Raw genomic sequence first — 20,975 nt, forward strand, 5'->3', positions numbered from 1 at the left:
GATGACGACGCCGTACGCGTTCTACCAGTTCTGGCTGAACGTGGACGACCGGGACATCTCGACGTACCTGCGCATCCTGTCCTTCCGCTCCCGTGCGGAGCTGGAGGAGCTGGAGGAGCAGACGCGTGAGCGGCCGCAGGCGCGGGCGGCGCAGCGGGCGCTGGCCGAGGAGCTGACGACGCTGGTGCACGGCGCGGACCAGACGGCCGCGGTGATCGCCGCGAGCCGTGCCCTGTTCGGGCAGGGCGAGCTGGCCGACCTGGACGAGCGGACGCTGGCCGCGGCGCTGTCCGAGGTGCCGCACATCAAGGTCGCCGAGCCGACGCCGGTCGTGGACCTGTTCGCCGAGGTCGGTCTGGTGGCGAGCAAGTCCGCCGCGCGCCGCACCGTGAAGGAGGGCGGCGCCTACGTGAACAACGCGAAGGTGACCGCCGAGGACGCGGTGCCGGACACCGCGGATCTGCTGCACGGGCGGTGGCTGGTGCTGCGGCGCGGCAAGAAGAACCTGGCGGCCGTCGAGGTCACCGGGGCCTGAACGCCGGTACGGGTGAGTCGACATGGGTGAGGGGCGCGGGATTCCCGCGCCCCTCACCCGTGTCAGGCGCGCTCTTTGTTCTTGCCCAAGGTCGCCATGTACGCCATGTCGCCCAGGGCCACGACGACGACCGCAGCGACGATCTGGAACAGATGGCGCCACCAGTCGATGCCGGAGGTCTCCTCGACCCCGAAGCCGCGGGCGATCGCGTTGCCGATGATGGCGCCCAGGATGCCGAAGATGGTGGTCAGCCAGAGCGGGCTGTGCTGCTTGCCGGGCAGGATCGCCTTGGCGATCAGACCGAGCACGAATCCCACGATGATGGCCCACAACCAGCCCATGGCTGCCTCCTTGTACGGCTCGACGTGAGCATTGCCCCCAGTCTCGGACCGTGGGCCGTACGACGCATGTCGGGTTCGGCCGTACGCGGTACGGCGCAGAAGGTTCGCCCGGCCGGGAGGTGACCCGGTCTCGAACGCGGCGCAGGCGCGGCGTACGGTGGAGGACCGGGGTGAACGTGCTGTGGGCGGACGGTGGAATGCGATGCGGAAGCAGGGTGGTGGCGGCGACGTCCAGGTGTTCCGGATCACCGGCGCCCGCCAGGGGCTCCAGGACGACGTACGGGGCCGGCAGCGCCGGTATGTGATCTCGATGTCGATCCGCACGCTGGCGGTGATCCTGGCGGCGGTGCTGTGGAACGTGGAACGGCATGTGGCGTTCGTGGCGCTCGTCCTGGGGATGCTGCTCCCCTATGTCGCGGTGGTGATCGCCAACGCGGGCCGGGAGAACGCGCCGGGGCTGCCGTCGACGTTCATGAGTACGCCGGTCAGGCCGGTGATCTCGCCGCCGCGGGCGGACGGGGAAGAGGAGCGCGTCGCGGAATCCCCGGGGCCGTGAACGGGCCGGGCGCGAACCTCAATAAAAGCTCAGATCAATCATGCTGATGAGGTCCCCTGTGAAGGGTCGGCCGTGACATACTTCGTACGCGCTCCGCATCCCCCGTCGGAGCGACGGACCGACGCCGGGCAGCTCCCCCCGTGGCTGCTCGGCGTCGCCTTTGTGTGCGCATCTGTGAGACGGACCTGTGACTGACGAGACCCCGATCTGCTCCGCCAAGGGCTGCCGTGTCGACGCCGTCTGGGTGCTCGCCTGGAACAACCCGAAGATCCACACTCCGGAGCGCCGCAAGACGTGGCTGGCCTGCGAGGAGCATCGCGAGCATCTGTCGCAGTTCCTGGGCGTGCGCGGCTTCCTGAAGGACGTCGTCCCGCTCGCGGAGTGGGAGCGGGAGCGGGCCGGCTCCTAGCCGCCGATCACCTTCTTGCCGCCGGTCCCTGCTAGCCGCCGATCGCCGACATAGGGCGGTCCGGCTGGAGGAAGGACGGGTCGTCCAGTCCTGAACCGGCCTTCTTTCCCCACATGGCGAGGCGCCACAGCCGGGCGATCTCCTCGTCGGAGGCGTCGGAGCGCAGGGCGGAGCGCAGGTCGGACTCCTCGCGGGCGAAGAGACAGGTGCGGATCTGGCCGTCGGCGGTGAGGCGGGTGCGGTCGCAGGCGGCGCAGAACGGGCGGGTGACGGAGGCGATGACGCCGACGCGGTGCGGGCCGCCGTCGACCAGCCAGCGTTCGGCCGGGGCCGAGCCGCGCTCCCCCTGGTCCTCGGGGGTGAGGTCGAAGCGGGTGCGCAGCGAGGCCAGGATGTCGCCCGCGGTGACCATGCCCTCGCGCTTCCAGCCGTGCTGGGCGTCCAGGGGCATCTGCTCGATGAACCTCAGCTCGTAGTGGTTCTCCACGGCCCAGGCCAGGAGGTCGGGGGCCTCGTCGGCGTTGAGTCCCGGCATCAGGACGGAGTTGACCTTCACCGGGGTCAGGTCGGCGGCGCGGGCGGCTTCGAGGCCGTCGAGGACGTCCCGGTGCCGGTCGCGGCGGGTGAGGGCCTTGAAGACGTCGGGGCGGAGGGTGTCCAGGGAGACGTTGACCCGGTCCAGGCCGGCGTCCTTGAGGGCGGCGGCGGTGCGCTTGAGGCCGATGCCGTTGGTCGTCAGGGACATCTGGGGGCGGGGGGCCAGGGCGGCGACCCGCTCGACGATGCCGACCAGGCCGGGGCGCAGCAGGGGTTCGCCGCCGGTGAAGCGGACCTCCTCGATGCCGAGCCGGGAGACGGCTATGGCGATGAGGCGGACGATCTCGTCGTCCGTGAGGAGGTCGGGCTTGGCCAGCCACTGGAGGCCCTCTTCGGGCATGCAGTACGTGCACCGCAGGTTGCAGCGGTCGGTCAGCGAGACCCTCAGGTCGGTGGCCACTCGGCCATAGGTGTCGATGAGCACGTGGGGCCCCCTCCCGCGCGATGGATCGCTTTCTCCGTCCCCTGCGAGCCTACGTGACGCCACCGACAACGACAGTTCCCGATCCCACGAGGCAAGACGCGGCCGCGTCGTAGATCTCTACGATCCTCACGACGCGGCCGCGCCCCCCCCCCGGAGGGGTGGGGGGTCAGTGGGCTCCGGTGCCCGTCAGGGAGCGGACCTCCAGTTCGGCGTACTTGTCCTTGTCGGGCTGTTCCTTCGACAGGAGGGTGCCGACGATGCCGAGCAGGAAGCCGACCGGGATCGAGATGATGCCGGGGTTCTCCAGCGGGAACCAGTGGAAGTCGACGTCCGGGAACATCGAGCTGGGCTTGCCGGAGACGACCGGTGAGAACAGCACCAGGCCGACCGCCGTGACCAGGCCGCCGTAGATCGACCACAGGGCTCCGGAGGTGGTGAAGCGCTTCCAGAAGAGGCTGTAGAGGATCGTCGGGAGGTTGGCGGAGGCGGCGACCGCGAAGGCGAGGGCGACGAGGCCGGCGACGTTCAGGTCGCGGGCGAGGGCGCCCAGGAGGATCGAGACGGCGCCGATGCCGACGGTGGCCCAGCGGGCCGCGTTGATCTCCTGCTTCTCGCTCGCCTGCCCCTTCTTGATCACGTTGGCGTAGATGTCGTGGGCGAAGGAGGAGGACGAGGCCAGGGTGAGGCCCGCGACGACGGCGAGGATGGTGGCGAAGGCGACCGCGGAGATGGTGGCCAGCAGGATCGCGCCCCAGTTGGAGTCCACGCCGCCCAGATGCAGGGCCAGCAGGGGTGCGGCGGTGTTGCCCGCCTTGTTGGAGGCGATGATCTCGTCCGGCTTGATCAGCGCGGCGGCGCCGAAGCCGAGGGCGAGGGTCATCAGGTAGAAGGCGCCGATCAGGCCGATGGCCCAGATGACCGACTTACGGGCGGCCTTGGCGGTGGGGACGGTGTAGAAGCGGATCAGGATGTGCGGCAGGCCGGCGGTGCCCAGGACCAGGGCGATGCCGAGCGAGATGAAGTCCAGCTTGGTGGTGCCGCTGGCGCCGTACTTGAGGCCGGGCTCCAGGAACGCCGAGCCCTTGCCGGCGTTGTCGGCGGCGGTGCCGAGCAGGTCGGAGACGTTGAAGTCGAACTTCAGCAGGACCAGGAAGGTGAGCAGCAGCGCGCCGGCGATCAGCAGGACCGCCTTGACCATCTGCACCCAGGTGGTGCCCTTCATCCCGCCGATGGTCACGTAGACGATCATCAGGACGCCGACCAGGGCGACGATGCCGATCTTGCCGCCGTCGCTGGTGATGCCGAGGAGCAGGGAGACCAGGACGCCCGCGCCCGCCATCTGGGCCAGCAGGTAGAAGATCGAGACCACGATGGTGGAGGTGCCGGCCGCGGTACGGACCGGGCGCTGGCGCATCCGGTACGCCAGCACGTCGCCCATCGTGTAGCGGCCGGAGTTGCGCAGCGGTTCGGCGACCAGCAGCAGGGCGACGAGCCAGGCGACCAGGAAGCCGATGGAGTACAGGAAGCCGTCGTAGCCGAAGAGGGCGATGGCGCCGGCGATGCCGAGGAAGGACGCGGCGGACATGTAGTCGCCGGAGACGGCGAGGCCGTTCTGGAATCCGGTGAACTGGCGGCCGCCTGCGTAGAAGTCGGCGGCGTCCTTGGTCTGCCGGCCGGCCCACACGGTGATGACGAGGGTCGCGGCGACGAACACCGCGAACAGGGTGATGATCAGTGGCCGGTGCTCGCCGGCCTCGCCCGCGGCGAGCAGGGTGGTGTGCTGTACGGGGCTCATGCGCCGTCCTCCATCCGGGACTTGATGGCCTCGGCCTTGGGGTCGAACTTCGCGGCGGCGGTGCGCGCGTACCACCAGGCGATGAGGAACGTGGTGAGGAACTGGGCCAGGCCGAGGGCGAGGGCCACGTTGATGTTGCCGAAGAGCTTGGTGCCCATGAAGTCGCCCGCGTAGTTGGAGAGCAGGACGTACAGCAGGTACCAGGCGATGAAGGCGACGGTCAGCGGGAAGGCGAAGCCCCGGTAGGAGCGGCGCAGTTCACCGAACTCCGCGCTCTCCTGTACCGCGACGAACTCCTCCGTGGAGGGCAGCCGCGCTGGGGTTTTCGAGGGGGGCGGTGTCTCGGTGGCCACGGAGTCTCCTCGCGTTGCGGGTGGCGGTGGACGGGGAGGCTCGATCGTCCTCGGGCTCCCTGTCCAAGGTCACGGCGACGCGCAAGGACCGGTTCAACCCGATCGGGTTGTTTCGAAAGTCGTCCGGCTCCGTCGCTCGGCTCCGTCATGACGGGACGTTTCGAGGGGTTGCGTCGACTTCCCGCCGTAACGCGTCCCAACTCGTCGTCAAAGGCCGTTGCTGGCCGGTGAGTCGGGGAGATAGCTTCGGGCGGAGCAACACCCGTCATGTACCTGCCCAGACGTCACCTGCGTCCCGGGCACGGTCCCGTTTCCGGATGATGTGGAGACCCCATGGCTCATCTGCCTTCCAGACGCCGCCTCGTGCTCGCGGTGCCCGTCGTGCTCTCGCTGACCGCCTCCCTCGGCTTCCTGCCGACGGCGGCCACGGCGGCGCCGGCCACGACGACCGCCGGCTCGGCGTCCGCCACCTCCACGGCCGACGGCGTGAACCTGGCGTACGTCGTCAACACGAAGGTGGACCACCGCACCATCGCGTCGGTGAAGAAGGCGATCGCCAAGGCCGGCGGCACCGTCGTCGCGACGTACGACCGCATCGGTGTCATCGTGGCGCACTCGGCCGCCGCGGACTTCGGGCCGAAGATCCGCGCGGTGCGCGGTGTGCAGTCGGCCGGTGCCACCCGCACCGGGGCGCTGACCGCCGCCGGCACCACCGACGAGGGTGCCGTGCAGGTGCTGTCGGAGGCGCAGGCCGAGAAGATCCGCGCCGCGTCCGCCGCGACCCCCGAGAGCGAGCCCCTCGAGGCCGACCAGTGGGACCTGCGGGCGATCGGCGCCGACAAGGCCGCCAAGATCAACCCGGGCAGCCGCAAGGTGACCGTCGCCGTGATCGACACCGGCGTGGACGACACCCACCCGGACCTCGCGCCGAACTTCTCCGCGTCCCAGTCGGCGAACTGCGTCGGCGGGGTCGCGGACACCACGCCGGGCGCCTGGCGGCCGTACACCGCGGACGACTACCACGGCACGCATGTCGCCGGTGAGATCGCCGCGGCCCGCAACGGCGTCGGTGTCGCCGGTGTCGCGCCGGGCGTCAAGGTGTCCGGCATCAAGGTCAGCGACCCGGACACCGGTCTGTTCTACCCGGAGAACGTCGTCTGCGCGTTCGTGTTCGCCGCCGACCACGGTGTCGAGATCACCAACAACAGCTACTACGTGGACCCGTGGCTGTACAACTGCCTGGACGACCCGGACCAGAAGGCCATCGTCGACGCGGTCAACCGGGCGCAGCTCTACGCCCAGAAGAAGGGCACGCTCAACCTGGCCTCGGCGGGCAACTCCAACCACGACCTGGACTCCGACGCCATCGTGGACGCGAGCAGCCCCAACGACACGACGCCGTACGAGCGGACCATCGACCCGCACGCGTGCTTCGACATACCCACCCAGCTCCCGGGTGTCGTCACGGTGAGCGCGACGGGCGTGAACAAGCTCAAGTCGTACTACTCGACGTACGGCAAGGGTGTCATCGACATCGCCGCGCCGGGCGGTGACGGGCGCTACCAGATCCCGGACACGCCGTCGAAGAACGGCCGCATCCTGTCGACGATGCCGAACAACTCCTACGGCTTCCTCCAGGGCACCTCGATGGCCTCGCCGCACGCCGCGGGCGTCGCCGCGCTGCTGAAGTCCGAGCACCCGTGGGCGACCCCGGCGCAGCTCCAGGCGCTGCTGAAGGCCCAGGCGGACAACCCGGGCTGCCCGGAGTCGTACGACCAGGACGGCAACGGCACGCAGGACGCGACCTGCGCCGGCAACGCGCGGGTCAACGGCTTCTACGGCTGGGGCATCGTGAACGCACTGCGTGCCGTGAAGTAGGCGCGCGGGACGAGGTCCGAGGGGCCGGGCGGGGACATCCGCCCGGCCCTTCCGTGCATCGTCACTGCATGATGCAGTCATGACGGAAATCAAGTTCGCCTGGTCGGAGCTGGGCGGCGATCCCGCCCTCCTCACGCGCGTGTCGGCCGTCGAGGGGAAGGGGCCGTTGTCCGCCCGGCTGCCCGTGCGGGAGCTGGCACGCGCGTGTGTGGGTGTGTGCGCGCTCGCCGCCGCGGAGCTGGGGGCGCGCCGGGCCGGGCTCGCGCGGGTGCCCGCGGTGCGGGTGGACGACGGGGCGGTGGCCGCCGCGTTCACCAGTGAGCGGCATCTGCGGATCGACGGGCGGGCGCCCACGCCGTTCGCGCCGCTGTCGCGGTTCTGGCGGACGGCCGACGGCTGGGTGCGCACCCACGCCAACTACCCGCACCACCGGGAGCGGCTGCTCGGGGCGCTGGACGTACCGGAGGACCCGGCGGCCGTCGAGACGGCGCTCGCCGGGCGGTCCGCGCTCGACGTGGAGGAGACGGTGACGGCGGCCGGCGGTCTGGCCGTCGCCCTGCGCACCCCGCGGCAGTGGGCGGCGCACCCGCAGGCGGTGGCCGTCGCCGGGCGGCCGCTGGTCGAGCGGATCCCGCTGGACGGGGCACACGCGCGTGCGCTGCCGCCGCTTCCCTCTCGGGACGCCGGGGCTCCTCTGCTGCCCGCGGCCGGGCTGCGGGTGCTGGATCTGACGCGGGTCCTGGCCGGTCCGGTCGCCACCCGTACCCTCGCGCTGCTCGGCGCGGACGTGCTGCGGCTCGACGCGCCCTGGCTGCCGGAACTGCCCGACCAGCACGCCGACACCGGTTTCGGGAAGCGGTCGGCGGTGCTGGACCTGACGGCGGACCGGCGCGCCTTCGAGGAGCTGCTGGCGGCGGCGGACGTCGTCGTCACCGGCTACCGGCCGGGCGCCCTGGACCGCTTCGGCCTCTCCCCCGAGGCACTGGCCGAGCGCCGGCCCGGGCTGGTGGTGGCGCAGGTGTCGGCCTGGGGCGCGTACGGGCCGTGGGGCGGACGGCGCGGCTTCGACAGCCTGGTCCAGGTGGCCACCGGCATCGCGGCGGTCGAGGGATCACCGGAACACCCCGGCGCACTCCCCGCCCAGGCCCTCGACCACGGCAGCGGCTACCTGCTGGCGGCGGCCGTACTCCGCGCCCTGACAGAGCGGTCGTACGACGACGGGGGCGGCGGCGGCCGATGCGTACGGGTCGCACTGACACGCACGGCGGCCTGGCTCCTGGCCGCCGGCGACGGCGACGGCGGAGCCACCGGGGCCTTCGCCGAAGCTGACGCCCCGGACCCCTGGCTCACCGAGACCGCCAGCCCGCTCGGCCGCCTACGGCACGCACGACCGCCGGTGTCTTTCGAGGGCGGCCCGAAGGACTGGGCACGACCGCCGGGACCTTGGGGGAAGGACGCGGCGGGCTGGGCGTCGTAGCCCGGTCGGTGGCGGACGACGGGGCGCGCCCGCGAGGTCCATGGGGGAGGGACGCGGGGCTCTGGACGCCGTAGCCCGCCCGGCCGACGCCGTGCCGCGCGCGCTGAGCGAGCGGCGTGCGGCGGCGACCGGCGCGCGCCTCGCCGAGACCGGCAGCCCGGTCCGGCGGCTGCGGTACGCGCTGCCCCTGGTGTCCTTCGAGGGTGGACCGGAGGACCCGGGGGGCGGCCGCCGGGCCCACGGGGGAAGGGGACCCGGCAGGCTGGACGCCGCGGCCCGGTCGGCGGCAGACGGCTGGGCGCGCCCGCGAGGTCCGTGGGGGGGGGAAGAACTCGGCGCGCTGGGACGACATAGCGCGCCCGGTCGGCGGCGGTCGGTGCGTCGCTCGCCGAAAGCGACAGCCCGTTCGAACCACCTGCGGCACGCACGGCCGCCGGGGCCCTTCAAAGGCGGCCCGGAGGACCGGGCGCGACCGCCGGGACCGTGAGGGAAGGACCCGGCGGGCTGGGCGCCGTAGCCCGGTCGGGCGGCGGCGGGCGTGCAGGGCTTGAGTGGCCGGTGTGTGTCTCGCCGAGGCAGGCGGTCGGGTCAGTTGGTGATCAGGACCTTCAGGGCCGTGCGTTCGTCCATGGCCTTGTAGCCGGCCGGTACGGCTTCGAGGTCGATGGTGAGGTCGAAGACCTGGGACGGGTCGATGGTGCCGTCGAGGATGTCGGGGAGCAGGTCGGGGATGTAGGCGCGGACCGGGGCGACTCCGCCGCGCAGGGCGATGTTGCGGTCGAACATGACGCCGAGGTCGAGGCCGGTGCCGCTGCCGTGCGGGACGCCCACGAAGCCGATGGCGCCGCCGTCGCGGGTGATGTCGACGGCGGTCCGCATGGACTGCTCGGTGCCGACGGCCTCGACGACGGCGTGCGCGCCCTGGCCGCGGGTGAGGTCACGGACGGCGGCGACGGCGGCCTCGCCGCGTTCGGCGACGACGTCGGTGGCGCCGAAGCGGCGGGCGATGTCGGTGCGGACCTGGTGGCGGCCGAGGGCGATGATCCGCTCGGCGCCCAGTCGGCGGGCGGCGAGGACCGCGCACAGGCCGACGGCGCCGTCCCCGACGACGGCCACCGTGGCGCCCGGCCGGACGCCCGCACCGAGCGCGGCGTGGTGACCGGTGCCCATCACGTCGGACAGGGTGAGGAGTGCGGACAGCAGGCGCTCGTCGGAGACCGCGTCCTTGGGGAGCGTGACGAGGGTGCCGTCGGCGAAGGGCACCCGGACGGCCTCGCCCTGGCCGCCGTCGTAGCCGACGGAGCCCCAGAAGCCGCCGTGCTCGCAGGACGTGGTCAGCCCCTCACGGCAGTAGTCGCACACGCCGTCGGACCACATGAAGGGCGCGACGACCAGATCGCCGGCGCGCACCGTGCTCACCTCGGAGCCGGTCTCCTCGACCACGCCGAGGAACTCGTGCCCGATCCGCTGCCCCGGCTGCCGGGCCGCCTCGCCGCGGTAGGCCCACAGGTCGCTGCCGCAGATGCAGGCGCGCAGCACCCGCACCACGGCGTCGGTGGGCAACTGCACCACGGGCTCGGGAACGTCCTCCACCCGCATGTCGAACGGGGCGTGGATGGTGGTGGCGCGCATGGCGAGGGTCCTTCTCGTGCGGGTGCGTCGGTGCGTCGGTGCGTGCGCCCAGGGGGTGGTCGGGCGCACTTCACGGTACGCCGTCCCCCGCGCCCTCCGCTCCATGAGCCCTGGTCACGCCCCCGTCGCGCCGAGCAGGCTGCCCACCGCGTAGGTCACCGCCATCGCCAGCGCCCCGCCCGCCACATTGCGCAGGACCGCCCGTCCCGGTGCCGCCGCGCCCAGGCGGGCGCTGGTCCAGCCGGTGCAGGTGAGGGCGAGCAGGACGGAGGCGACGGTCACCGGGACGCGCCAGCCGGACGGGGGCAGCACGATGGCGAGGAGCGGCAGCAGGGCGCCCGCCGTGAACGCGAGGAAGCTCGCCCACGCCGCGTGCCAGGGGTCGGTGAGATGGTCGGGGTCGATGCCCAGCTCCACGCGCGCGTGGGCCCGCAGGGCGTCGCGTTCCGAGAGCTGGACGGCGGCCTCGCGGGCCACCTCGGGGGTCAGGCCCCGGCGCTCCAGCAGACCGGCCAGCTCGGCGAGTTCGGCCTCGGGCCGCTCCCGCAGCTCGCGCCGCTCCTGCGCGAGGGCGGCCCTCTCGGAGTCGCGCTGGGTGGAGACGGACACGTACTCCCCCGCCGCCATGGACATCGAGCCGGCCATCAGACCGGCCAGTCCGGCCGTCAGCAGCGCCTCGCGGTCGGCCGTCGCCCCGGCCACGCCGACGACCAGGCCGGCGGTGGAGACGATGCCGTCGTTGGCGCCGAGGACGGCGGCGCGCAGCCAGTTCAGACGGGTGCCGAGGGCGCCCTCGTGGGCCTCGTCGTGCGCCCCGTCCGGGGCCGTCGTCGGCGTCGCGCGTTCCGTCACAGGACGGAGCGTCGCACACCGGGGCACGCGTCCCCGGCCACGCGCCCACGCGCGCGTGCCGCGAACTCCCGTACGGTCCGGGGTGCTTCCGGTGCCCGCGGGCGGGGGCGTGTGCGACGGGGTGTCAGTGGAGGCCCGTATCCTCATGGACCATGCTCGAAGACCACACCACCACAGCGCCCTCCCCCACGGAGTGGCCGGCCGCGTATCCCCAGGGGTACGCGGTCGTCGACGTGGAGACCACCGGCCTGGCGCGGGACGACCGGATCGTCTCCGCCGCCGTCTACCGGCTGGACGCGCGCGGTGAGGTCGAGGACCACTGGTACACGCTGGTCAACCCGGAGCGCGATCCGGGACCGGTGTGGATCCACGGTCTGACGAGCGACGTGCTGGAGGGCGCGCCCCTGTTCGGGGAGGTGGCCGGGGAGTTCGCGGAGCGGCTCGCGGGCCGGGTGCTCGTCGCGCACAACGCGGTCTTCGACTGGCAGATGATCGCGCGGGAGTACGCGCGCGCGGAGCGCGAGGCGCCGGTGCGGCAGCGGCTGTGCACCATCGCGCTCTCCAAGGAGCTGCGGCTGCCGCTGCCCAACCACAAGCTGGAGTCGCTGGCCGCCCACTTCGGTGTCGTCCAGCAGCGGGCGCACCACGCGCTGGACGACGCGCGCGTGCTCGCGGAGGCGTTCCGGCCGAGCCTGCGGGCCGCGGCGGCGGGCGGGGTCCGGCTGCCGCTGCTGGAGTGCCGGCCGCTGACGGAGTGGCAGGACCGGCCGGCGCCCCGGATCGGGCAGCAGGCGGGCGGCCGGGGCGGGTACGGGGGGTACGGCGGCGGGTACCGGCCGACGAGTTGGCGGCCGTCCCGCAAGCGGCCGGCCTGCCCCTACCCCAATCCGGGGCGGTACGAAGACGGCAAAAGACTCAAACAGGGCATGCGGATCGCGTTCTCCGGTGACACCTCGGTCGACCGCGAGTTGCTGGAGGACCGGGCGACCGAGGCGGGGCTGCATGTGGCGACGAGCCTGTCCCGGCTGACCAGTCTGTTGGTCACCAACGACCCCGACTCGCACACCTCCAAGGTGGTCAAGGCCCGCCAGTTCGGCACGCCGGTCGTCGACGAGGCGGCGTTCGGCCAGCTCCTGCGGGACGTGGAGCCCGCGGCGGGGGACGAACCGGCCGCGGAGGGGGACGACGCGCCCGCGTCCGGAGAGGAAGCGGCCGCCGACCGGTGACCCGTACGTCCGGGTGATTGCCGGGCGACTCGCCCGGCGGCCGCTCGCCCGTGCCGGGGCGACGGCTCACCCTGTGGCGCATGGCGAGATGCGAAGTATGCGGCAATGACTACGGAATGACCTTCGAGGTGCACGCGCAGGGCGCGGTGCACGTCTTCGACTGCTTCTCCTGTGCGATCCATCGCATGGCCCCCATCTGCGAGCACTGCCGGGTCCAGATCATCGGCCAGGGCGTCGAGGTCGAGGGCCACTGGTACTGCGGCGCCCACTGCGCCCGCGCCGAGGGGAGGGCCGGCATCGTCGACCGCGTATGAGCCGGGTGCCGACCCGGGCCCACCCCCTGCGACAGCACCCCACGACCCGGGAGGTACGGTCGTGGGGTGTACCGCTTCCTGTTGTCCCGGCAGTGGGTGATCCTCACGCTGGTCGCCCTCCTCCTGATCCCCACGATGATCAGGCTGGGCTTCTGGCAGATGCACCGCCACGACGAGCGCGCCGCCCGCAACCGCCTGGTCGCCGAGGCGCTGGAGGCGAAGCCGGTGCCGGTGGAGCGGCTGACGTCCCCGGGCCACACCGTCACCCGCGACGAGCGCTACCGCGGTGTGACGGCGACCGGCACCTTCGACACCGCCCACGAGGTCGTCGTCCGGCGCCGCGTCAACTCCGACGAGGAGGTCGGCTTCCACGTCCTGACCCCGCTCGTGCTGACCGACGGCAAGGTGCTGCTGGTCAACCGCGGCTGGATCCCGGCGGACGCCCCCAGCCAGACCGCGTTCCCGAAGGTGCCCGCGCCGCCCGCCGGGCAGATCACCGTCACCGGCCGGCTGATGCCGGACGAGACGACCGAGGCGAGCGGCATCAAGAACCTCCAGGGGCTGCCGGACCGGCAGATCATGCTGATCGACAGCGCGCGTGAGGCGAAGCGGCTCGGGGCCGAGGTGCTCGGCGGGTACATCGCGCTGACCGCGCCCGAGCCGAAGGGCGACACCCCCGAACCGATCGGCGCCCCCGGCGACGAGGACGCCGCGCTGAACTACGCCTACGCCATCCAGTGGTGGCTGTTCGCCGCGGGCGTCCCGGTGGGCTGGTTCGTGCTGGTGCGGCGTGAGCGCCGGGACCGCGCGGCGGCGGCCGCCGGGGCGCGGCCGCAGGAGACGGCACCGGCCGCGGTGTAACGGCGCCTCGGGCACGGGGTCGTCACTCACCCGGCCGCAGCCCTGGATTGCTCCCCCGCTCCGGCGGGAACCCGCAACCCCGTGCACCCCCGCATCGAGGACTACGCGCTCATCGGCGACGAACAGACCGCCGCTCTCGTCGGCATGGACGGATCCGTCGACTGGCTCTGTCTGCCCCGCTTCGACTCCGCCGCCTGCTTCGCCCGGCTCCTCGGCGACGAGGAGAACGGCCACTGGCGGATCGCCCCCAAGGGCGCGGAGGGTCCCTGCACCCGCCGCGCCTACCGGCCCGACTCCCTGGTCCTGGACACCGAGTGGGAGACCGAGGAGGGCGCCGTCCGGGTCACCGACCTGATGCCGCAGCGCGACCGCGCGCCCGACGTCGTCCGGGTCGTCGAGGGACTGCGCGGCCGGGTCACCGTCCACAGCGAGCTGCGGCTGCGCTTCGACTACGGCTCGGTCGTGCCCTGGATGCGGCGCTCCGACGGCCACCGGGTCGCCGTCGCCGGGCCGGACGCGGTCTGGCTGCGCAGCGAACCCGCCGTCCGGACCTGGGGCCAGGACTTCGCCACCCACTCCGAGTTCACCGTCGGGCCGGGCGAGTCGGTCGCGTTCGTGCTCACCTGGCATCCCTCGCACCATCCCCGCCCGCCGCTGGTCGACCCGCGCGAGGCGCTGCGCGTCAGCGTCGAGGACTGGCAGGCGTGGGCCGCCCGCTGCCGTTACGACGGACCCCACCGGGACGCCGTCGTACGCTCCCTGATCACCCTGAAGGCGCTCACCTACCGGCCCACCGGCGGGATCGTCGCCGCCCCCACCACCTCGCTGCCCGAGGAGCCGGGCGGCGTACGCAACTGGGACTACCGGTACTGCTGGCTGCGCGACTCCACGCTCACCCTGAACGCCCTGCTGGCCGCGGGCTACCAGGAGGAGGCGAGGGACTGGCGGGACTGGCTGCTGCGGGCCGTGGCGGGCGATCCCGCCGACCTCCAGATCATGTACGGGCTGGCGGGCGAGCGGCGGCTGCCCGAGTTCGAACTGCCCTGGCTGGCCGGCCACGCTGGATCCGTGCCCGTACGCATCGGCAACGAGGCCGTGAACCAGCTCCAGTTGGACGTCTACGGCGAGGTGATGGACTCCCTGTCGCTGGCCCGAGGGGCGGGTCTGACGGACAAACCGCACGCCTGGTCGGTGCAGTGCGCGCTGATGGAGTGGCTGGCCGGGAACTGGCGGGAGCCGGACGAGGGGCTGTGGGAGGTGCGCGGCGGCCGCCGGCAGTTCGTGCACTCCAAGGTGATGGTGTGGGTGGCCGCCGACCGGGCCGTGCGCACGCTGGAGGAGTTCCCGGACCTGTCCGGGGACCTGGAGGGGTGGCGGGCGCTGCGCGACGAGGTGCACCGGGAGGTGTGCGAGAAGGGCTTCGACCGGGAACGCAACACCTTCACCCAGTCCTACGGGTCGCTCGAACTCGACGCCTCCCTGCTGCTCATCCCGCGCGCGGGTTTCCTGCCGGCGGACGATCCACGGGTGATCGGCACCATCGAGGCGATCGCCGCCGAGCTGGGCCACCGCGGTCTGGTGCGCCGGTACAGCACGGACGGACGGACCGTCGACGGGCTGCCGGGCGACGAGGGCACCTTCCTCGCCTGTTCGTTCTGGCTCGCCGACGCCCTGCACATGGCCGGCCGGACGAAGGAGGCGCGGGAGCTGTTCGAACGGCTGGTCGGGCTGGCCAACGACGTGGGGCTGCTGCCGGAGGAGTACGACCCGGCCACCGGCCGCCATCTCGGCAACTTCCCGCAGGCGTTCAGCCATATCGGCCTGGTGAACACCGCCCTCGTGCTGTTCGGTGACGAGCGGGCAGGATAGGGGCCATGGATCTTGGACTGAAGGACCGGGTGTACGTCGTCACCGGAGCCACCCGCGGGCTGGGCAACGCCAGTGCGCGCGAGCTGGTCGCGGACGGCGCGCGGGTCGTGCTGAGCGGACGGGACGAGCAGCGGGTGGCCGACGCGGCGGCCGCGCTGGGGCCGAACGCGGTGGGTGTGGCCGTCGACAACGCCGACCCGCTGGCGGCGGAGCGGCTGATCGCCACCGCGCGGGACGCCTTCGGCGGTTTCGACGGGGTGCTGATCAGCGTGGGCGGGCCACCGCCCGGGTTCGTCGCGGACAACACCGACGAGCAGTGGCAGGCGTCGTTCGAGTCGGTGTTCCTCGGCGCGGTGCGGCTGGCGCGGGCGGCCGCGGCCGAGCTGGAGGCGGGCGGGGTCATCGGGTTCGTGCTGTCGGGCTCGGTGCACGAACCGATCCCCGGCCTGACGATCTCCAACGGCCTGCGGCCGGGCCTCGCGGGCTTCGCCAAGTCACTGGCGGACGAGCTGGGCCCGCGCGGCATCCGGGTGGTCGGCCTGCTCCCGGCCCGCATCGACACCGACCGGGTCCGCGAACTGGACGCCCTGTCCGCCGACCCCGAGGCCACCCGGGTCGCCAACGAGTCCCGCATCCCCCTGCGCCGCTACGGCACCCCGGAGGAGTTCGGCCGGACGGCGGCCTTCCTCCTCTCCCCGGCCGCGTCCTACCTGACGGGCCTGATGCTGCCGGTGGACGGCGGGATGCGGCACGGGTTCTGAGGACCGCGCGGACTCGGACCTCATACGGTCAGGTGACGCGTTCCGCCTTGTGTTTGGCCGCCTTCAGGCGGACTTCCGCCGGGAGGGCCCGGAGGGCGGCCGAGTTCTTGGCGTGGGTCAGGGGGTGGGTCGTGAGCTGGGTGAGGGCCGTGCCCGGGTCGACGTGGGGTTCGAGCTGGAGGGTGATCCGGGTGGCGGGGGCGTCGTTGCGGCCGGTCAGGCGGACGTGGACGTGGGCCACGCCCTCCAGGTCGGCGGCCTCGCCCGACAGGACGCCCTCCAGGGCGCGGCCGCGCAGCAGGGCGCCCGCGCCGTCGCCGGTGTCCACCAGGACCTCGCCGAGCCGGCGGCGGCGCAGGACCGCCGTGAGCCACCACAGGGCGAGCAGCACCAGCAGCGCGAGGACGGCGATGACCGTGGGCCACCACCAGCCCTCGGTGCGCCAACGGGTGCGTTCGGCGGTGCTGAGCAGCACGTCGTGGGGGCCGTCGTGGATCCACCAGGACGGCGGTGACACACCGAGCCCGACGGCGAGGACCGAGCCGCCGAGGGCGAGCAGCACCAGTCCGACGATGCCCAGCAGGACGCGGTCGACGGTCCTGAGCACGGGCCTCACCCCTTCTTCCCGGGCCGCCGCACCCGCACCGAGAGGGCGAGCGGCCGGGTCAGGCCCAGCCCGCGGATCGCCTCGGTGAGGATGCCGTCCAGGTCGCCGCGTACGTCGTCCAGGTCACGGAAGTGGGACACGGCGCGCACATCGGCCCGGCGGCGGCCGGCCTTCACCCGGACGGACTGCACTCCGGAGACCTCCATGGCGCGGTCGCGCAGGGCGAGGGCGGCGGCGTCGCGGTGGAGTCCTGCGCGGACGTCGGGGTGGGTGCGCCGCATCGGCAGCACGGACCGCAGGCCCGGGGTGACGGCGAGCAGGATCAGCCAGAGGCCGAGGGCGGCCGCGACGCCTGCGCCGACCAGCACCCAGATGTCGTCCAGGGGGCGTTCGGCCAGTTCGCGGGCCAGGCCGCGCCGCCAGGGCATGGCGTCGTGGTCGGCGCGGACCGCGACGACGTCGTAGAGGAAGGCGCCCGCGACCACGAGCAGCGCCGTCGCGACGACGGCCGCCGGGACGCGGCGCGCGGACCAGAACCGGCCGCTCCTGCCGAGGCCGGCGGCGGTGTCCGGTTCCTCCTGCGGGGTGTTCTCGCCCGTGCCGTCGGCCTCGGTGTCCGGTGCCTTGTCCAGGTCCAGGACGGGCGGTGTGCTGTCCGAGCCCCGGGGCTCGCTCATCGCGTCCTCCCGTGTGCCTCGCCGTGGGCCGCCGTCCGGTGCAGCCGTTCGACCTGGACGGCGACCTCGGGGACGTCCATTCCCACCAACGCGCCTACCCGCTCGGCGACATGACGACGCACCTGGCGGCAGCGGGCGCCGATGTCGGTGGGGTAGTCCAGTTCGAGGTGGACGCGGATGTGCGCGGCGCCGACGGTGCCGCCGCTCGCCCCCGGTGCGGGGTGCGGATGGACGACGACGGTGGCATGCGGGCGGTTGGCGCCCGGCGCGGCCGGGCCGACCGCCTCCCGGGCGGCCTGCGCGGCGATCTTCGCGACGACCCGGTCGGCGATCCTGGTCGCGCCGCGGTCACCGGGCGGTACGACGGCGGGGCGCGCGCCGACGGCGTCCGCCCCCTCGCTCACCGCCGTCACCTGCGCCGGTCACGCGTGCGGAAGAAGTCGCCGATCTCCAGGTCCCCCTCGAGGAACCGGCCCACGACGAACCCGATGGCGCCCAGTGCCGCCACCAGCAGGAAGGCTCCGAACCCGCCGAAGTATCCGGCGAAGCCCAGTGCCATGCCGGCGATCATTCCGGCCACGGCCATGCTCATGCTGCGTTCCTCCGCTCGTGGGCCGGGGCGTCACTGGATCCGGGGCTCCGGTTCGTCGTCCTCCTCGTCGGGCAGCTTCACGTCGCTGACCGCGATGTTGACCTCGACCACCTGGAGGCCGGTCATCCGCTCCACGGCCGCGATCACGTTCTCCCGGACGTCGCGGGCCACATCGGAGATGGAGACGCCGTAGTCGACGACGATCTCCAGGTCGAGAGCGGTCTGCACCTCGCCGACCTCGGCCTTCACACCGCGGGTCACCGACTTGCCGCCACCGGGCACCCGGTCCCGTACGGCTCCGAAGGTGCGGCTGATGCCGCTGCCCATGGCGTGGACGCCGAGGACGTCCCGGGCCGCGAGACCCGCGATCTTCTCCACCACGCCGTCGGCGATGGTGGTCCGCCCCCGGGTTCCCGGGTCGCCGCCGCCGCGCCGGGTGGCCGCCTTGCGGGTCGAGACGGTCTCGCCGCCCTCGGTGTTCTGCGTCCGGAGCTGGTCCGCTGACTCAGTCATGGCCGTACGTCCTTAATTCGGTCGTCGTCCCTTCGACCACGGTAAGCGCGGTTGCCGTGGCGCGCCCCGGGGATACGGCAGTCTGGAGGAATGGACGGGTGGACGAGCGCGGTACGCAACCAACTGGGCCTCGGGCGACTGCTGCCGCTGGGCGGTGCCGGGGACGGCGTATGGATCGCGGAGAGCGCGGCGCGGACGGCGCTGCGGGAGGCGGTGCGGGGGCTGCCGGGGGTGCGGCTGGGGGCGCTGCGGATCGCGGCGGTGGATTCTTCGGAGGCGGTCGAGCCGGTCGTACCGGCGCCGCCGAGCGGGCTGCCGCCGGGGCCGTTGCGGATGACGGCGGATTTCGCGGCGGTGGCGAGCGGGCCGCTGCCGCCGGTGGCGGGCCGGGTGCGGGACGCGCTGGCCGAGGCGGCGGCGGAGCGGCTGGGCCTGGTGGTGACGGAGGTGGATCTGCGGGTCACGGCCCTGCTGGACGAGGACCCGGAACCGGAGCCCGCGGCTCCGGTGGAGCCGGTCCCGGCCGGGCCGGCGCCCAGCGGCGCGGAGGCACTGGCCGCCGCGGCGGCGCTGGCGGTGCCCGGCGTGACGGGCCTGACGGGCGTGCTGGGCCGACCGGTCCGGCTGGAGGAACACCCCGCGGAGCCGACGGCCCTGCCGCGCGGCCACGCGCGCGTGGAGATCGCCGTGACGGCGGACCTCCGGGCCCTGGACGTGGCCCGGGAGGTCCGCACGGCCGTGGCCGCGGCCCTGCCGGACCACCCGACGGTGACGGTCCTGGTGACAGCCGTCGGCTAGCCCAGCGGGGTTCCGCACCCGGGACGGACGCCACGGGCCGTGGGCCGACCTGGCGGAGACCGGCGGGGTTCCGTACCCGGGACGGGCGCCACGGCCGGACGAAGCCGGAACCGAGGCCGGCCGAGATCCGGCCGCGGCCGGACCGGGCCAGGGGCTGCGGCCGGCCGAAGTCGGCGGCTGTAGCCCGGCGCCGCATGGAACCGCGGCCGGGCGGGGCCTACTCTCCCAGGCCCGCCAGGTCGCGCAGGCGGCGGCCCTGGGCGGCGCGTTCGGCGGTGCGCTGGGCGTCGTAGTCGCGGGCGGACGCGCCGCGCAGGAGGGTCTTGGTCTCGATGACCGCGTCGCGCGGGGCGGCCAGGATCGCGGCGGCCAGGTCCGCGGTCGCGGCGTCGAGGTCCTTCGCCGGTACGGCGACGTTGGCGAGGCCGGACTGGACCGCCTCCTCGGCGCCGACGAACCGCCCGGTCAGGCAGATCTCGACCGCGCGGCCGTAGCCGACGAGCGAGACGAGGGGGTGCGTGCCGGTGAGGTCGGGGACCAGTCCGAGGCTGGTCTCGCGCATGGCGAACTGCACGTCCTCGGCGACGACACGGATGTCGCAGGCGAGAGCGAGCTGGAAGCCCGCGCCGATGGCGTACCCCTGGACGGCGGCGATGGACACGACGTCGCTACGTCGCCACCAGGTGAAGCCCTCCTGGAACCCGGCGATGGCGGCGTCGAGTTCGGCGTCGCCGCTGCGCGCGAGGTCGATGAAGGACGGTTCGCCCTCGATCCCCTCGGGCGTGAACATCTGCCGGTCGAGGCCCGCGGAGAAGGACACGCCCTCACCGCGCAGCACGACCACCCGGACGGAGCCCGGCAGCAACTGCCCGGCCTCGGCCAGCGCCCGCCACATCGCGGGGCTCTGCGCGTTGCGCTTGGCCGGGTTGGTCAGCGTCACCGTGGCGAGCGCGTCGTCGACGGTGAGCCGTACGCCGTCCTTGTCGAGCAGGGGAACGAGTTCCTGGGCGGGCGTGGCCATGGGAAGCCTCCGATGGGTGCGGTCAGTCAGCGGTCATGCCAGATGAACAGCTAAGTGACTGCACAGTAACCACCCGGTCGGTCGGTCGATCGACCGGGTGGCCACCGTCGAAGGCGAGGGGCCGCCCGGATCAGGACGAGGCGGCCTTCTTGCCCCGGGTCGCTCCGCCACGCCCACGGAGCGTGACGCCCGATTCGCTGAGCATCCGGTGTACGAAGCCATACGAGCGGCCGGTCTCTTCGGCCAGCGCCCGGATGCTCGCACCGGAGTCGTACTTCTTCTTCAGGTCTGCCGCGAGCTTGTCGCGCGCGGCGCCGGTCACCCGGCTGCCCTTCTTCAGAGTCTCGGCCACCCGTGCCTCCTCATGGGAAGTGCGCTCTGGTCTCCTCATGATCACCCCTCCGGGGCGCGATGGCCACCCATTCGGCAAGGTCCGTGCGACAGGCTTTTGACGACAGGAGCGCGTCCCCACAAGCGGAATCCCTGATTCCATCGGGTGGCGTTCGTACGGCCGAACGGGTTGCTCCGCGAAACAGCAGGTCAGAGACGCGCGACGGCCGACCCCTTGTCGACAAAGGGATCGGCCGCGAAATCGATGTAGGACACACCTCGATACGAGGAGATCTCACACAGATGGTGGATCACCGGTAGGCCGAATGATCCATACGCCGTGGATCACTCGTTCGGTCACGCCAGGGCGACGAGATCCGCGTAGTCGGAGCCCCACAGGTCCTCGACGCCGTCGGGGAGCAGGATGATCCGCTCGGGCTGGAGCGCCTCCACGGCGCCCTCGTCGTGGGTGACGAGGACCACCGCGCCCTTGTAGGTGCGCAGCGCGCCGAGGATCTCCTCGCGGCTGGCGGGGTCGAGGTTGTTGGTGGGCTCGT

At 73.0% G+C, this 20,975-nt stretch carries 23 protein-coding genes and 2 pseudogenes; 11 read left to right on the forward strand and 14 right to left on the reverse strand.

Features of this window, described 5'->3' with window-relative positions; translation table 11 throughout:
• Nucleotides 1-535, forward strand: a pseudogene (locus tag G6W55_RS33915) (tyrosine--tRNA ligase); the annotation flags it as partial.
• A gap of 62 nt (nucleotides 536-597) precedes the next feature.
• On the opposite strand, the gene G6W55_RS33920 reads toward G6W55_RS33915, so the two are convergent.
• Complete coding sequence (locus G6W55_RS33920) at nucleotides 598-876, reverse strand: GlsB/YeaQ/YmgE family stress response membrane protein (RefSeq protein ID WP_175524512.1); 279 nt, start codon at nucleotides 874-876, stop codon at nucleotides 598-600.
• Between the two features lie 202 nt (nucleotides 877-1,078).
• Between G6W55_RS33920 and G6W55_RS33925 the strand changes: the two genes are divergently transcribed.
• Nucleotides 1,079-1,432: a DUF3099 domain-containing protein gene (locus G6W55_RS33925; protein WP_030790986.1), complete on the forward strand. Its 354-nt coding sequence runs from the start codon at nucleotides 1,079-1,081 to the stop codon at nucleotides 1,430-1,432.
• Nucleotides 1,433-1,619: 187 nt separating this feature from the next.
• Nucleotides 1,620-1,841, forward strand: a complete 222-nt coding sequence (locus tag G6W55_RS33930; protein WP_175524513.1) for a hypothetical protein — start codon at nucleotides 1,620-1,622, stop codon at nucleotides 1,839-1,841.
• A 31-nt stretch (nucleotides 1,842-1,872) separates the two neighbouring features.
• Here the strand turns inward: G6W55_RS33930 and moaA are convergent, their stop codons facing one another.
• The 3 genes from moaA to G6W55_RS33945 all read right to left on the reverse strand — a co-directional run bounded on the left by moaA (nucleotide 1,873) and on the right by G6W55_RS33945 (nucleotide 5,010).
• Nucleotides 1,873-2,862, reverse strand: a complete 990-nt coding sequence (gene moaA, locus G6W55_RS33935) for a GTP 3',8-cyclase MoaA (RefSeq protein WP_175524514.1) — start codon at nucleotides 2,860-2,862, stop codon at nucleotides 1,873-1,875.
• 166 nt (nucleotides 2,863-3,028) lie between these two features.
• Nucleotides 3,029-4,657, reverse strand: coding sequence for a cation acetate symporter (locus tag G6W55_RS33940; protein WP_175524515.1), 1,629 nt, complete (start codon nucleotides 4,655-4,657; stop codon nucleotides 3,029-3,031).
• A complete protein-coding gene (locus tag G6W55_RS33945; protein ID WP_085213860.1) occupies nucleotides 4,654-5,010 on the reverse strand; it encodes a DUF485 domain-containing protein in 357 nt (118 codons plus the stop codon). Before G6W55_RS33945 ends, G6W55_RS33940 begins: the two co-directional genes overlap by 4 nt.
• 333 nt (nucleotides 5,011-5,343) lie before the next feature.
• Here G6W55_RS33945 and G6W55_RS33950 point away from each other — a divergent pair, with 333 nt between their 5' ends.
• On the forward strand, nucleotides 5,344-6,888 hold the full coding sequence (locus tag G6W55_RS33950; RefSeq protein WP_175524516.1) for a S8 family serine peptidase: 1,545 nt from the start codon (nucleotides 5,344-5,346) through the stop codon (nucleotides 6,886-6,888).
• A gap of 79 nt (nucleotides 6,889-6,967) precedes the next feature.
• On the forward strand, nucleotides 6,968-8,365 hold the full coding sequence (locus G6W55_RS33955; RefSeq protein ID WP_175524517.1) for a CoA transferase: 1,398 nt from the start codon (nucleotides 6,968-6,970) through the stop codon (nucleotides 8,363-8,365).
• A gap of 588 nt (nucleotides 8,366-8,953) precedes the next feature.
• Here G6W55_RS33955 and G6W55_RS33960 read toward each other — a convergent pair.
• Complete coding sequence (locus tag G6W55_RS33960; RefSeq protein ID WP_175524518.1) at nucleotides 8,954-9,997, reverse strand: zinc-dependent alcohol dehydrogenase family protein; 1,044 nt, start codon at nucleotides 9,995-9,997, stop codon at nucleotides 8,954-8,956.
• 114 nt (nucleotides 9,998-10,111) lie between these two features.
• Nucleotides 10,112-10,849: a VIT family protein gene (locus G6W55_RS33965; protein ID WP_175524519.1), complete on the reverse strand. Its 738-nt coding sequence runs from the start codon at nucleotides 10,847-10,849 to the stop codon at nucleotides 10,112-10,114.
• A 152-nt stretch (nucleotides 10,850-11,001) separates the two neighbouring features.
• Between G6W55_RS33965 and G6W55_RS33970 the strand changes: the two genes are divergently transcribed.
• From G6W55_RS33970 to G6W55_RS33990, 5 genes are all read left to right on the forward strand, one after another.
• Nucleotides 11,002-12,075: a DEDDh family exonuclease gene (locus G6W55_RS33970; RefSeq protein ID WP_175524520.1), complete on the forward strand. Its 1,074-nt coding sequence runs from the start codon at nucleotides 11,002-11,004 to the stop codon at nucleotides 12,073-12,075.
• 80 nt (nucleotides 12,076-12,155) lie between these two features.
• Nucleotides 12,156-12,389 (forward strand): hypothetical protein, encoded by a 234-nt coding sequence (locus G6W55_RS33975; protein ID WP_078633039.1) that lies wholly within the window; start codon nucleotides 12,156-12,158, stop codon nucleotides 12,387-12,389.
• A gap of 66 nt (nucleotides 12,390-12,455) precedes the next feature.
• Complete coding sequence (locus tag G6W55_RS33980; RefSeq protein ID WP_175524521.1) at nucleotides 12,456-13,250, forward strand: SURF1 family protein; 795 nt, start codon at nucleotides 12,456-12,458, stop codon at nucleotides 13,248-13,250.
• Nucleotides 13,251-13,331: 81 nt separating this feature from the next.
• Entirely contained in the window at nucleotides 13,332-15,119 is a 1,788-nt protein-coding gene (locus G6W55_RS33985) for a glycoside hydrolase family 15 protein (protein ID WP_175524522.1), read from the forward strand.
• 5 nt (nucleotides 15,120-15,124) lie between these two features.
• A complete protein-coding gene (locus tag G6W55_RS33990; RefSeq protein ID WP_030791028.1) occupies nucleotides 15,125-15,880 on the forward strand; it encodes an SDR family oxidoreductase in 756 nt (251 codons plus the stop codon).
• Nucleotides 15,881-15,908: 28 nt separating this feature from the next.
• Here G6W55_RS33990 and amaP read toward each other — a convergent pair whose 3' ends face one another.
• The 5 genes from amaP to G6W55_RS34015 are packed head-to-tail and all read right to left on the reverse strand — an operon-like array spanning nucleotide 15,909 to nucleotide 18,269.
• Nucleotides 15,909-16,496 carry an alkaline shock response membrane anchor protein AmaP gene (amaP, locus tag G6W55_RS33995; RefSeq protein ID WP_175524523.1) on the reverse strand — a complete coding sequence of 196 codons (588 nt, stop codon included), beginning with the start codon at nucleotides 16,494-16,496 and terminating at the stop codon, nucleotides 15,909-15,911.
• The gene (locus G6W55_RS34000) at nucleotides 16,493-17,164 is read right to left on the reverse strand and encodes a DUF6286 domain-containing protein (protein ID WP_175524524.1); all 672 of its coding nucleotides are present in this window, start codon (nucleotides 17,162-17,164) and stop codon (nucleotides 16,493-16,495) included. Before G6W55_RS34000 ends, amaP begins: the two co-directional genes overlap by 4 nt.
• The gene (locus tag G6W55_RS34005; RefSeq protein ID WP_175524525.1) at nucleotides 17,161-17,577 is read right to left on the reverse strand and encodes an Asp23/Gls24 family envelope stress response protein; all 417 of its coding nucleotides are present in this window, start codon (nucleotides 17,575-17,577) and stop codon (nucleotides 17,161-17,163) included. The genes G6W55_RS34000 and G6W55_RS34005 overlap by 4 nt, the downstream gene beginning before the upstream one ends.
• Nucleotides 17,574-17,756, reverse strand: a complete 183-nt coding sequence (locus G6W55_RS34010) for a hypothetical protein (protein WP_030791036.1) — start codon at nucleotides 17,754-17,756, stop codon at nucleotides 17,574-17,576. Before G6W55_RS34010 ends, G6W55_RS34005 begins: the two co-directional genes overlap by 4 nt.
• Before the next feature lie 30 nt (nucleotides 17,757-17,786).
• Nucleotides 17,787-18,269: an Asp23/Gls24 family envelope stress response protein gene (locus G6W55_RS34015; RefSeq protein WP_175524526.1), complete on the reverse strand. Its 483-nt coding sequence runs from the start codon at nucleotides 18,267-18,269 to the stop codon at nucleotides 17,787-17,789.
• A 90-nt stretch (nucleotides 18,270-18,359) separates the two neighbouring features.
• On the opposite strand from G6W55_RS34015, the gene G6W55_RS34020 reads away from it, so the two are divergent.
• A complete protein-coding gene (locus G6W55_RS34020) occupies nucleotides 18,360-19,067 on the forward strand; it encodes a nucleopolyhedrovirus P10 family protein (RefSeq protein ID WP_175524527.1) in 708 nt (235 codons plus the stop codon).
• 217 nt (nucleotides 19,068-19,284) lie between these two features.
• Here the strand turns inward: G6W55_RS34020 and G6W55_RS34025 are convergent, their stop codons facing one another.
• From G6W55_RS34025 to G6W55_RS34035, 3 genes and pseudogenes are all read right to left on the reverse strand, one after another.
• A complete protein-coding gene (locus tag G6W55_RS34025) occupies nucleotides 19,285-20,088 on the reverse strand; it encodes an enoyl-CoA hydratase/isomerase family protein (RefSeq protein ID WP_030791043.1) in 804 nt (267 codons plus the stop codon).
• Nucleotides 20,089-20,218: 130 nt separating this feature from the next.
• The gene (locus G6W55_RS34030; protein WP_004002281.1) at nucleotides 20,219-20,440 is read right to left on the reverse strand and encodes a helix-turn-helix domain-containing protein; all 222 of its coding nucleotides are present in this window, start codon (nucleotides 20,438-20,440) and stop codon (nucleotides 20,219-20,221) included.
• Between the two features lie 335 nt (nucleotides 20,441-20,775).
• Nucleotides 20,776-20,975, reverse strand: a pseudogene (locus G6W55_RS34035) (ABC transporter ATP-binding protein); the annotation flags it as partial.

The sequence above is a fragment of the Streptomyces sp. CAI-85 genome (genome assembly GCF_013363615.1).
GTDB lineage: Bacteria > Actinomycetota > Actinomycetes > Streptomycetales > Streptomycetaceae > Streptomyces > Streptomyces antibioticus_B.

Bases quoted from the DNA above. Each gene is read 5' to 3' on its own strand.
- G6W55_RS33920 (WP_175524512.1), bottom strand. From the start codon at position 876: ATGGGCTGGTTGTGGGCCATCATCGTGGGATTCGTGCTCGGTCTGATC.
- G6W55_RS34000 (WP_175524524.1), bottom strand. From the start codon at position 17,164: ATGAGCGAGCCCCGGGGCTCGGACAGCACACCGCCCGTCCTGGACCTG.
- G6W55_RS34020 (WP_175524527.1), top strand. From the start codon at position 18,360: ATGGACGGGTGGACGAGCGCGGTACGCAACCAACTGGGCCTCGGGCGA.
- G6W55_RS33975 (WP_078633039.1), top strand. From the start codon at position 12,156: ATGGCGAGATGCGAAGTATGCGGCAATGACTACGGAATGACCTTCGAG.
- G6W55_RS33990 (WP_030791028.1), top strand. From the start codon at position 15,125: ATGGATCTTGGACTGAAGGACCGGGTGTACGTCGTCACCGGAGCCACC.
- G6W55_RS34015 (WP_175524526.1), bottom strand. From the start codon at position 18,269: ATGACTGAGTCAGCGGACCAGCTCCGGACGCAGAACACCGAGGGCGGC.
- G6W55_RS33955 (WP_175524517.1), top strand. From the start codon at position 6,968: ATGACGGAAATCAAGTTCGCCTGGTCGGAGCTGGGCGGCGATCCCGCC.
- G6W55_RS33960 (WP_175524518.1), bottom strand. From the start codon at position 9,997: ATGCGCGCCACCACCATCCACGCCCCGTTCGACATGCGGGTGGAGGAC.
- G6W55_RS33970 (WP_175524520.1), top strand. From the start codon at position 11,002: ATGCTCGAAGACCACACCACCACAGCGCCCTCCCCCACGGAGTGGCCG.
- G6W55_RS33950 (WP_175524516.1), top strand. From the start codon at position 5,344: ATGGCTCATCTGCCTTCCAGACGCCGCCTCGTGCTCGCGGTGCCCGTC.
- G6W55_RS33925 (WP_030790986.1), top strand. From the start codon at position 1,079: ATGCGGAAGCAGGGTGGTGGCGGCGACGTCCAGGTGTTCCGGATCACC.
- G6W55_RS34025 (WP_030791043.1), bottom strand. From the start codon at position 20,088: ATGGCCACGCCCGCCCAGGAACTCGTTCCCCTGCTCGACAAGGACGGC.
- G6W55_RS33940 (WP_175524515.1), bottom strand. From the start codon at position 4,657: ATGAGCCCCGTACAGCACACCACCCTGCTCGCCGCGGGCGAGGCCGGC.
- G6W55_RS34010 (WP_030791036.1), bottom strand. From the start codon at position 17,756: ATGAGCATGGCCGTGGCCGGAATGATCGCCGGCATGGCACTGGGCTTC.